This is a genomic window from Nocardia barduliensis, from assembly GCF_013315795.1.
Lineage (GTDB): Bacteria > Actinomycetota > Actinomycetes > Mycobacteriales > Mycobacteriaceae > Nocardia > Nocardia barduliensis.
The window spans coordinates 75,027-85,408 of sequence record NZ_JABLTE010000023.1 but is presented as its reverse complement, the minus strand read 5'-3'; the positions used below and the strand labels follow the sequence as shown (position 1 = coordinate 85,408).

Below are 10,382 nucleotides of genomic sequence, written 5' to 3'. Positions count from 1 at the left end.
GGCCGGTGCGGCGGCCGCGGGGGAACCGCTGCCGATCACGCCGAGCTGTCCGCCGACCGCGACCACGTCGTCTTCCTGGGCGGTGATCTCCAGCAAGGTGCCCGCGACGGGCGACGGGATCTCCGTGTCGACCTTGTCGGTGGAGACCTCGAGCAGCGGCTCGTCCACGGCGACCTCGTCACCGACGGCCTTCAGCCAGCGGGTGACGGTGCCCTCGGTGACCGACTCGCCGAGTTCCGGCATCTTCACCGACGTGCCGTCCCCGGACGACGCGGGCGCGGCCTGCGCGGCGGGCGCGGATTCCTGGGCGGGAGCAGCCTCGGGCTCGGCCGCGGGCGCCTGCTCGGCGGGGGCTTCCTGCGCGGGCGCGGCGGCTTCCGGAGCGGGCGCCGGCGCGGACGAAGTCGCCTCACCGGCCTCGCTGATGACGCCGAGCTCGCCGCCGACCTCGACCACGTCGTCCTCGTTCGCGACGATCTTCGACAGCACACCCGCCGCGGGGGACGGGATTTCGGTGTCGACCTTATCGGTGGAGACTTCGAGCAGCGGCTCGTCGACCTCGACCGTGTCTCCTTCCTGCTTCAGCCACCTGGTCACCGTTCCCTCGGTGACGCTCTCACCAAGAGCGGGCATCTGGACGGAGAAGGCCATGTCCGTTGACTCCTCTGACTGCTCGACGGGGTTCTACAACAGTTGATCTCGCTGCGGACGCCCGGCGCGGGTCGCGCCGGGAGTCCGGAAGCCACCGATCATTGTGGTGGCACCGGAGATCCGTGTGGTTCTTGTACCGCGGTCCATCCTTGCACTCGCGCGCAAGCCATGTAGCACAGGGCGGCGTACTGCACGGAGCTGGCAGTATGGGAGGACCGGCGGTGAACATTCTCCGGTGCAGGAAAGGAGGTCGGCGTCGTTGAGTTTGCTGGATCGTTTCCGTGGCGGCGCTGCCCGGGGTGGCGGCGTTCTACGTGGGGGTTCGGTAGCCGGGCAGGATGCCCGCTATCTCGCCGACTGGGTCCGCACCCATGAGGGCGTGGAAGGCTACATCGAGCCGAAGACCACGGTGACAGATGTCACAGTAGTGCTTATTGCCGCTGATGGTGAATGGACCCGCCGGATCGTCGGCGAGCGCGGGGCGCAGCGGCTAGCCAAGGATTTGCGCATCCCCGTCTACGACGTGCGCAAGACCGGCTATCCGCAGCGGATGCGCGACTACGACGCCCGCAAGCGGGTGGAGCGCAAGCGCGAGCTGGAGCGGGATCTGCGCGACCTTTGAGTGGGCGGGATGCCCGTTCCGCCCGTTTTCGTCGGGCGAGCCGCCCCTTCGAAGCCGTCGGCGCGCGGGCACGGGTGCGTCGTCCGGGATCGCCCGGACGACGCACCCGCGAGTTCACTCCGCGGCGATGTCCTGGAGCACGGCGATCAACGTGCGAACCGGGACGCCGGTGCCGCCCTTCCCGATGTACCCGAAGGGGCCGCCGGTGTTGTAGGCCGGACCAGCGACGTCGAGGTGGGCCCACTGCACGTTCTCCGGGACGAACTCCTTGAGGAACAGCCCGGCCGAGAGCATGCCGCCCCAGCGGTGCGGCGCGACATTGGCCAGGTCGGCGATCTTGGAGTTCAGGTCGCCGCGCAGTTCGGCCGGAAGCGGCATGGCCCAGCCGTTCTCGCCGACCTCGCGGGAGATGCGGGCCACCCGGTCGCGGAAATCGTCGGTGCCCATCACGCCGGGCGTGCGGGTGCCCAGCGCCACCATCTGCGCTCCGGTCAGGGTCGCCACGTCGATCAGGTACTCCGGCTCGTCCTCGCTCGCGCGCACGATCGCGTCGGCGAGGATCAACCGGCCCTCGGCGTCGGTGTTGAGCACCTCGACGGTGGTGCCGCCGTACTGGGTGAGCACGTCGCCGGGGCGCTGCGCGGTGGCCGACGGCATGTTCTCCGCCATCGGCACCGTGGTTGTGACGGTGATCGGCAGGCTCAGCCGGGCGGCCAGCAGCGTCGTCGCGATGACGGCGGCGGCGCCCGCCATGTCGGAGGTCATGTTCTCCATGTTCTGCGCGGGCTTGATGGAGATGCCGCCGGTGTCGAAGGTGATGCCCTTGCCGACCAGCGCGACCTTCTTCGGGCCGCCCGCGTAGCTGATCCGGATCAGGCGCGGCGGGCGCGAGGAGCCCTTGCCCACCCCGAGCACGCCGCCGTAACCGCCCGCTTCCAGCGCCTTCTCGTCGAGCACCTCGACGGTGAGGCCCGCGGCCTCGGCGAGTTCCCGCGCGCGGGAGGCGAACTCGGCGGGGAACAGATGGCTGGGCGGAGTGTTCACGAAATCCCGTGCGGTGGCCACGGCCTCGGCGGTGAGCTGGGCGCGGAACAGGGCCTCCTCGCCGAATCCCGGCTCGGGCACGAGCAACTCGACGCGGGCCACCGGGCGCTCGTCCGGCTTGGGCGCGGACTTCTCCGAGCGGAACGGCGTGAACGTGTAGGCGCCCAGGTAGAAGCCTTCCGCGGCGGCGCCGATGTCGAGCCCGGACAGCGTGGTCACCACCAGTTCGGTGCCGGAGAGCGCGCGGGCGGCCACGCCTGCCGAGCGGCGGATCTGCTCGGCGTCGAGTTTGTCGACGGACCCGAGGCCGACGGCGAGGACGCTGGTCACCCCGTCCAGCCCGGCCGGTGCCGGGATGCGGGTCAGCTCCTCGGCCTTGCCCTTCGCCCCCACCGCACCGAGCTGGTCGAGCAGTTCCCCGCGCAGTTCGGCGGTGAGCACGTCGCCGAACAGGTCCTCGGGCACGATGGCGGGGCCGTCCTCCGAGGAGGTCAGTCCGATGACGAGCACATCGGTGTCCGCGCCGATGGTCTCGGTGCGTGCCAGTTCCGGTCCGAGCGAGCGATCTGCAACAGCGGTCATTGGCACAGGTTATTCGCTCCGTTCCAGATGACGCACCGCGACGCCGTCGAGCAAGAGTTCCACCGCGGAGGCGAGCAGGTCGTCGAAGTTCATCTCGAAGCCGGAGCCCTTGCCGGTGAGCTGACGATGCAGGACGGGGCGGATTGCCGGGTCGAGCAACTCGGCGATATCGCGCTGGAAGGCGGTCGTCTCTGCGTCGCGCGGATCGCCGAAGCGGTCGACCCGCTCGGAACTCCACAGCAGCGCGAGGCCCTGGACCAGGCCCGACAGCGCGAGATAGATGGTGAACCTGGTCTGCCGGGTGAGGCAGGCGTGGTCGAGCGCGGCGAAGTTTCGTTCCAGGACGTCCAGCAGCGCCGGGCCCAGCGGCGGACGGGTGCGCGCCAGGAGCGGCAGCATCCACGGATGCCTGCGATAGAGACGCCACTCCTCGTGCGCCTCGTGCCGCAGCCGGGACCGCCAGCCGGTGCGGTCGGCGGGCGGCGCCGGGATCTCGTCGAGTACCAGCTCGGCCATGCTCGCCAGCAGCGCTTCCCGGTCGGGGTAGTGGCGGTAGAGGGCGGCGGTCGCGACACCGAGCGCGCCGGCCAGGCGGCGCATGGTGAGGCCGTCGATCCCGTCGCGATCGGCCAGCTCCACCGCCGTGCGGGTGATGCCGACGGCGGTGAGCCGCGCCGGGCGGGCGGCGCGGCGCACGGGGAGCGCGGCGCGGCGGGCGCGGTAGGCGCGGGCCTGGCAGGAGCGGGAGCAGTACTTGCGCCGACGGCCGCGCTCGGGCTGGACGAGTTCGTTCCGGCAGAGCGCGCAGGTCATCCTCGCCCTCCATTTCGACACACGAACAGGTGTGACGAAATGATAGCGAGTGCGCCCTGAACTGCCTAGATTTGCGGATTGAGTACAGTGTTCACAAAGAAAGGGGACGCGGATGGAGATCACCGCTCGCCAGGCCGGAATACAGGACCGGGACGCGCTGATCGAGGCGTTCGGCATCGCCAGCGCCGACGAGGTGGTGACCGAGTGGGTGCTCGAAGGCCACCCCGACTCGAATTCCCGTACCGCGTTCGTGCCCGGCCTGATCGATCGGGCGCTGCGCGACGACGAGATCTGGGTCGCGGGCGCGGGCGAGCAGATCTGGTCGGTGTCGATCTGGCAGCACGTCACCTCGGTCCAGCGATTCGCCGACGAGGCCGGTGAGGCGCGCACCATGCTCGAGCAGGCTCCCGAACTGCGCGTGGCGCAGCGGTTGGCGTTCATCACCGACCTGCTCGCCCGTGAACATCCCCGCGAGTTGCCGCACCGCTACCTGCAAGTGATCGTCACGCTGCCCGAGCATCGCGGCAAAGGGGCCGGTGCGGTGATCCTCGCCGACCGGCTGAAAGCCGCCTCCGAAGCGGGCGTCCCGGCGTTTCTCGAAGCGAGCACCGAACGATCCGCCCGGCTCTACAGCCGCTGCGGATTCGCCGCGACCGGAACCACCCACACGCTGCCGGAGAACGGCCCGACACTGATTCCGATGTGGTTCCGGCCGTGATGCGCGGCGAGGACCACGGCTCGGGCGCGGCCCTCGGCGGATAAGCTCGGCCGGTGACCGAGACGAGCCTCCTGCAAGGACCCCTCCACGCCGTGCACGTCGAGCTGGGCGCCACCTTCGCGCCGTTCGGAGGCTGGGAGATGCCGGTCTCCTACGCGGGCACGGTGACCGAGCACCAGGCGGTTCGCACGACGGTGGGGCTGTTCGACGTCAGCCATCTCGGTAAGGCGACGGTGCGAGGGCCGGGTGCCGCGGCGTTCGTGAACTCGGCGCTCACCAATGATCTCGGCCGCATCCAGCCGGGCAAGGCGCAGTACACGCTGTGCTGTACCCCCGACGGGGGAGTGATCGACGACCTGATCGCCTACTACGTCGGCGACGACGAGATCTTCCTGGTGCCGAACGCCGCCAATACCGCGGCGGTCGTCGCGGAACTGCGCGAGGCCGCGCCCGAGGGCGTCACCGTCACCGACGAGCACCGCGACTACGCCGTGTTCGCCGTGCAGGGCCCGCGCTCCACCGAGGTGCTGACCGCGCTCGGCCTGCCCACCGACCTCGAGTACATGGCCTATGCCGACGCCGCGTGGGACGGCCGCCCCGTCCGGGTCTGCCGCACCGGTTACACCGGCGAACACGGCTACGAGCTGCTGCCGCGCTGGGACGACGCCGAACCGCTGTTCCGGGCACTGGTCGAGCGGGTGCGCGCCGCCGGGGGACAGGTGGCCGGGCTCGGCGCCCGCGACACCCTGCGTACCGAGATGGGTTATCCCTTGCACGGCCACGAACTCTCGCCGGACATCTCCCCGGTGCAGGCGCGCTGCGGGTGGGCGGTCGGTTGGCAGAAGCCGCGGTTCTGGGGCAAGGCCGCTCTGGAACAGGAGAAGTCGCAGGGCCCGCGCCGAATCCTGCTGGGCTTGCGCGCACTCGACCGCGGCGTGCTCCGGCAAGGGCAAACGGTGCTGCGCGCCGGGGAACCGGTCGGCGAGACCACTTCCGGCACCTTCTCGCCCACGCTCAAGCTGGGCATCGCGCTGGCTCTGCTGGACCCCTCCGTCGAACCAGGTACCGAGGTCGAGGTCGACGTGCGCGGCCGCCGTCTGCGCTGCGAAACCGTTCGGCCACCGTTCGTCCGCACCAACACCAAGTGATCCCGGCCACTTCCGCCGCGGGCGCGCTGCTGGGCGGTCGCGACGGCGTGGTGGCGACTTTCGCCTCCCCGCTGCGCCCGCCCGGGTGATCGGCCGTGGTCTGTGCCGTGCGCTCCGGGGGACCAGGGGGCGCGGACCACGGCGGAATCGCCGGAATCCGGCCGGATAGGATCGTCGCCATGACCGCTGCCGCACAGTTCACCCGTGTCCCGCATCCCGCGCCACTCGCGGCGCAGCGGCGACAAGAGGTACTGGCGGCGCCCGGGTTCGGGCGGTACTTCACCGATCACATGGTCTCGATCGATTACCGCGACGGCGCGTGGACGAACGCGCGGGTGGAGCCGTACGGCCCGCTGGCTCTGGATCCCGCGACCATGGTGTTCCACTACGGCCAGGCCATCTTCGAGGGGCTCAAGGCCTACCGTCAGGGTGACGGCAGCGTCTCCTGTTTCCGGATCGATGCCAACGCCGCGCGTTTTCGCAGGTCGGCACGTCGTATGGCGATGGCCGAGCTGCCGGACGAGCTGTTCATCGAGTCGGTACGCCAACTGCTCGAGGTGGACCGGGAGTGGGTGCCCGCGGCGGGCGGCGAGGAATCGCTGTACCTGCGTCCGTTCATGTTCGCCACCGAGGCCGGGCTCGGCGTGAAGCCCGCCGCGGCGTACAAGTACCTGCTGCTCGGTTCCCCGGCGGGGGCGTACTTCCCACGCGGTGTGAAGCCGGTGCGGGTCTGGCTGTCCACCGAATACGTGCGCGCCGCGCCGGGCGGCACCGGCGAGGCGAAGGTCGCGGGCAACTACGCCGCATCGCTGCTGGCCCAGGCCGAGGCGTCGGCCAAGGGGTGCGACCAGGTGGTGTGGCTGGACGCGTGTGAGCGCCGCTACGTCGAGGAAATGGGCACCAACAACCTGTTCTTCGTCTACGGTGCCGGTTCCGAGGCGCGGCTGGTCACGCCGGAACTGTCCGGTTCGCTGCTGCCGGGCATCACCCGCGACTCGCTGCTGACCCTCGCCGCCGATTCCGGCTTCCCCGTCGAGGAGCGCAAGGTCTCGGTCGAGGAATGGCGCAAGGGAGCCGAATCCGGTGAGATCACCGAGGTTTTTGCCTGCGGGACCGCCGCGGTGATCACCCCGGTCGGCTGGGTCCGCTCCGATTCGGGCGAGTTCACCATCGGCGGCGGAGAGCCCGGCGCGGTCACCATGGCTCTGCGCGACACCCTCACCGGTATCCAGCGCGGCACGTTCGCCGACAAGCACGGCTGGATGCGGCGCATGTGACTCAGCCCGGCATCAGCATGTGCCACTGCTCCAGCGTCTGCGGGCGCATGACGTAGTTTTTGTCCCGGACAGTGGACAGCGCGGCGCTGGGTTCCTGCGAATACCAGTGGCCCGGGTAGACGACCGGGTCGCCGGCGAGTCCGGCCAGGTAGCGCAGGCTGCGGAACATTTCGTCCGAATCGCCGCCGGGGAAATCGGTGCGGCCGCAGCCGTCGACGAACAGGGTGTCGCCGGCGATCAGACGGTTGTCGAACAAGAAGCACTGGCTGCCCGGCGTGTGTCCTGGCGTGTGTAGTAATTCGATGTCGAAGTCACCCACGGTGACCTTGTCGCCGTGCTCGTGGCCGGTCAGTTCGCTCTCGGCGATCCCGGTGACGTTGGCCACCCACGGCAGCTCTTTGGCGTTGACATGCACTGGGACACTTGTCTTTTCGAGAAGCTCACGCACGCCGCGCAGGGTGAACCCGAGCATCGTGCCGCCCACGTGATCGGGGTGGTGATGGGTGGCGAGCACACCGGTCAGGCGCAGACCGTCGCCCTCGGCGATGTCCACCAGATCTGCTGCCGCGTAGGCCGGATCGATCACCACGCACTCGCCCGTTTCCCGATCGCCGATCAGATACGCGAAGTTGCGCATCTGCGTCGCGATCGGATCGCCCACGGCGTAGTCGCGTCCCGACAACAGCTGGCGAAAATACAGGCGCTCAGAAGACATACCGCCCACCTTATTGCCCGACCCAGACGATCCGCGCGGCGCGGCCGGAAAAATTCCAGTGACCCAGACTCTCGGGCCGTTCCGTACCGGACCGACGCTCGAGTCGGCATGCCGGGCCTACGGCGCGGTCGGGGTCATCGAGGCAGGACACTGAGGGACAGCACGGCTGCCGTGAGCGCCACGGTGGTCTCGACAGCGGCGCCGAGGACGTCACCGGAGAGTCCGCCGAAGCGGCGGGCGCAGTGCCGGACCAGGATCGTCGAGGCGGCCAGGCCGAGCGCCACGGCCAGCGGGCCCAGCCACGGGCGGCCGGGAACGGCGAACACGGCCAGGACGACGGCGGCCACCGGCCAGCACACCGCCGCGACGGCCGATTGGGTGCCCGCCACCAGAACGCCGAACCCGGTGCCCGGCGCGGCCGGAATACCCCGGCAGGCGAGGATCACCGCGACACGGCCGGTCGCCACGGCGAGGGCCACCGCGAGCCATCTGCCCGAATCGGCCAGGGCCGCGAACGAAAACGCCTGCACCCCGATGGTGAACGTGAGTCCCGCGACACCGAACGGTCCGGCCCCACCGCTTTTCATGATCTGCCTGGCCCGTTCCGGCGGCCCGTAGCTGCCGAGCCCGTCCAAGGTGTCGGCCAAGCCGTCGAGATGCATGCCCCTGGTGAGCAACGCCAGCGCGCCGACCACCAGCAAGCCGGCCAGCGAAGCACTCGCTCCGGCCCAGGTCAGCGCCCAGAGCAAACCCGCGGCGCCCGCGCCGAGCAGCGCGCCGACCAGCGGCGCCAAGACGATCGCGCGTCCCGCCGCCGAGCGATCCACGGCATCCGGCCCGCGGACCGGCAGCACCGTGAGCCAGGAGATCGCCAACCGGACGCCGTTCACGCCGAACCTCGTCCGGCGGGCGGCACTTCGCGCGCGGAACACGACCGCGCCCCGCCTGGTGTCGAGGCGGCGCGGGGGCGGTGCGGCTTCACTTGCGCAGGTTGGGTGCAGGGGAGGCCGGTTCCGCATCGGCCGTGCTCACGCCTGCTTCGTCGAAGGTGGACATCTCCGCGAGGGTCGCGACTGCCGACCGGAGGACGGGAAGGGCGGTCAGGGCGCCGGAGCCTTCGCCGAGGCGCATGGTCAGGTCGACCAGCGGTTCCAGGCGCAGGTGTCGCAGCGCAAGTTCGTGCGCCGGTTCGGTGGACCGGTGACCGGCCAGCCACCAGGCGCTCGCGCCCGCGGCGAGGTCTTCGGCGACCATCGCCGCAGCCGTCACGACGACGCCGTCGAGGATGACGGGCGTGCGCCGGGTGGCGGCCTGGGCGAGGAACGCGGACATCGCGGCGAAGTCGGCGCCGCCCGCCACGCGAAGAAGTTCCACCGGGTCCTTCACCACCGGGCGGGCGCGGCGCATCGCATCGCGGATGGCGGCGACCTTGCGAATCCATCCGGCGTCGTCCACGCCGGTGCCGCGGCCCACCGCCGCGACCGGTTCGGTATCGGTGAGGCTCGCGATGAGCACCGTGGCCGGGGTGGTGTTGCCGATGCCCATATCGCCTGCGATCAGCAGGTCCGCGCCCGCGTCGATCTCTTCGTCGGCAATGGCGCGGCCCGCGGCGATCGCCGACTGGACCTCTTCGGCGGTGAGCGCGTCCTCGCGATCGATCGACCCGCTGGAGCGGCGCACCTTGTGCTTGGAAACCTGCGGATCGGTGTCCGCGTCGACGGAGAGATCGGCGACCCGGACGGTCGCGCCCGCGACGGCCGCGAGCGCGTTCACCGCGGCCCCGCCGCCGACGAAGTTCGCGACCATCTGCGCGGTGACCTCGCTCGGATACGCCGACACCCCGTGCCGCGCGATGCCGTGATCCCCGGCGAAGACCACCACCCGTGCGCGCTCGAACTGCGCGGGCGGGCAGGCGCCCTGGCAGGCCGCCACCCAGTTACCGAGTTGCTCCAGACGGCCCAGTGCTCCAAGGGGTTTGGTCAGTTGCGCCTGCCGCTGCTCGGCCGCCGCACGAAACTGCGCGTCCGGGGGCGCTACCGGTCCGAATCCGTGCGTCACTATCGAGCCTTTCGGGTCATGGCGGTTCCGCCGACTACGCCGCCCAATCTTGCCATTGCCCCTTCCCGTCGTCCGCTCCCTGACCTGACCGACGGCATCGGCCGACGGCCCCCGCGCGTCCCCGCCCGGCTCCGAACGGTGCCGCGGCTATTTGAGGCGCAGCGGCAGGCCCGCGATGACGAAGAACGCTTCGTCGCAGACCTGGGCCAGTCGCTGATTGAGGGTGCCGATCTCGTCGCGGAAGAGACGGCCGGAGCGCGTGGCGGGAATGACGCCCATGCCGACCTCCGGGCTGACGATCACGAGATCGCCGGTATAGGCGGCGACGGCTGCGATCAGCGCGTCGGTATCGGGGGACACCGTGCCGCGCGGGGCGTCCCAGGCGTCGCGCGCGTCGATGCGGGCGGTGAGCCAGGTGCCGATGTCATCGATCAGGGTGCAGGTCGACGGCGTGGGCTCGGCGAGAATGGTTGTGGGATCGGCACTTTCGACGGTCGACCAACCGGCCGGGCGCCGGCTGCGGTGCCCGGCGATGCGCTCGGCGAAATCGTGGTCGTCGGGATCGGGCACCGCGGTGGCGAGATAGCGCACCCGGCCCCCCGTCCGCACCGCCAGGTCCTCCGCGAACGCCGACTTCCCGGACCGCGCGCCACCCAGAACGAGCGTGCTTCGCGGCGCCGCGGACGCGGGATTCTGTGACACCGGTGCACGGTATCAATCGAACAGCGGACCGCTGGACGTCCGTAGCTCCACC

The 10,382-nt window shown here is 70.6% G+C and carries 11 protein-coding genes; 4 read left to right on the top strand and 7 right to left on the bottom strand.

The features are described from left to right. Window positions 1-651, bottom strand: a 651-nt coding sequence (locus tag HOV91_RS12875; protein ID WP_312884580.1) for a biotin/lipoyl-containing protein, incomplete at its 3' end; no start/stop codon positions are given. Between the two features lie 259 nt (window positions 652-910). Between HOV91_RS12875 and HOV91_RS12870 the strand changes: the two genes are divergently transcribed. Further along, window positions 911-1,273, top strand: coding sequence for an oxidoreductase (locus HOV91_RS12870; protein ID WP_174185610.1), 363 nt, complete (start codon window positions 911-913; stop codon window positions 1,271-1,273). 114 nt (window positions 1,274-1,387) lie between these two features. Here HOV91_RS12870 and HOV91_RS12865 read toward each other — a convergent pair whose 3' ends face one another. Together HOV91_RS12865 and HOV91_RS12860 are read right to left on the bottom strand one after the other, a co-directional pair. Beyond that, window positions 1,388-2,899 carry a leucyl aminopeptidase gene (locus tag HOV91_RS12865; RefSeq protein ID WP_174185609.1) on the bottom strand — a complete coding sequence of 504 codons (1,512 nt, stop codon included), beginning with the start codon at window positions 2,897-2,899 and terminating at the stop codon, window positions 1,388-1,390. A gap of 9 nt (window positions 2,900-2,908) precedes the next feature. Next, window positions 2,909-3,712: a TetR/AcrR family transcriptional regulator gene (locus tag HOV91_RS12860; RefSeq protein ID WP_174185608.1), complete on the bottom strand. Its 804-nt coding sequence runs from the start codon at window positions 3,710-3,712 to the stop codon at window positions 2,909-2,911. Between the two features lie 112 nt (window positions 3,713-3,824). Here HOV91_RS12860 and HOV91_RS12855 point away from each other — a divergent pair, with 112 nt between their 5' ends. The 3 genes from HOV91_RS12855 (at window position 3,825) to HOV91_RS12845 (ending at window position 6,855) form a co-directional block, all read left to right on the top strand. Next, the gene (locus tag HOV91_RS12855) at window positions 3,825-4,430 is read left to right on the top strand and encodes a GNAT family N-acetyltransferase (RefSeq protein ID WP_174185607.1); all 606 of its coding nucleotides are present in this window, start codon (window positions 3,825-3,827) and stop codon (window positions 4,428-4,430) included. Window positions 4,431-4,483: 53 nt separating this feature from the next. Continuing rightward, window positions 4,484-5,578, top strand: a complete 1,095-nt coding sequence (gcvT, locus tag HOV91_RS12850) for a glycine cleavage system aminomethyltransferase GcvT (protein WP_174185606.1) — start codon at window positions 4,484-4,486, stop codon at window positions 5,576-5,578. Between the two features lie 179 nt (window positions 5,579-5,757). Further along, window positions 5,758-6,855, top strand: coding sequence for a branched-chain amino acid aminotransferase (locus HOV91_RS12845; RefSeq protein ID WP_174185605.1), 1,098 nt, complete (start codon window positions 5,758-5,760; stop codon window positions 6,853-6,855). A gap of 1 nt (window position 6,856) precedes the next feature. Here HOV91_RS12845 and HOV91_RS12840 read toward each other — a convergent pair whose 3' ends face one another. The 4 genes from HOV91_RS12840 to cobU form a co-directional block, all read right to left on the bottom strand. After that, window positions 6,857-7,570, bottom strand: a complete 714-nt coding sequence (locus tag HOV91_RS12840) for an MBL fold metallo-hydrolase (RefSeq protein ID WP_174185604.1) — start codon at window positions 7,568-7,570, stop codon at window positions 6,857-6,859. A gap of 134 nt (window positions 7,571-7,704) precedes the next feature. Next, window positions 7,705-8,460, bottom strand: coding sequence for an adenosylcobinamide-GDP ribazoletransferase (locus HOV91_RS12835; protein WP_174185603.1), 756 nt, complete (start codon window positions 8,458-8,460; stop codon window positions 7,705-7,707). An 88-nt stretch (window positions 8,461-8,548) separates the two neighbouring features. Next, entirely contained in the window at window positions 8,549-9,628 is a 1,080-nt protein-coding gene (gene cobT, locus HOV91_RS12830) for a nicotinate-nucleotide--dimethylbenzimidazole phosphoribosyltransferase (protein WP_174185602.1), read from the bottom strand. A gap of 147 nt (window positions 9,629-9,775) precedes the next feature. Then, entirely contained in the window at window positions 9,776-10,330 is a 555-nt protein-coding gene (cobU, locus tag HOV91_RS12825) for a bifunctional adenosylcobinamide kinase/adenosylcobinamide-phosphate guanylyltransferase (protein WP_174185601.1), read from the bottom strand. Between the last annotated feature and the right edge of the window lie 52 nt (window positions 10,331-10,382).

Bases quoted from the DNA above. Each gene is read 5' to 3' on its own strand.
- HOV91_RS12865 (WP_174185609.1), bottom strand. From the start codon at position 2,899: ATGACCGCTGTTGCAGATCGCTCGCTCGGACCGGAACTGGCACGCACC.
- HOV91_RS12860 (WP_174185608.1), bottom strand. From the start codon at position 3,712: ATGACCTGCGCGCTCTGCCGGAACGAACTCGTCCAGCCCGAGCGCGGC.
- HOV91_RS12855 (WP_174185607.1), top strand. From the start codon at position 3,825: ATGGAGATCACCGCTCGCCAGGCCGGAATACAGGACCGGGACGCGCTG.
- HOV91_RS12845 (WP_174185605.1), top strand. From the start codon at position 5,758: ATGACCGCTGCCGCACAGTTCACCCGTGTCCCGCATCCCGCGCCACTC.
- HOV91_RS12840 (WP_174185604.1), bottom strand. From the start codon at position 7,570: ATGTCTTCTGAGCGCCTGTATTTTCGCCAGCTGTTGTCGGGACGCGAC.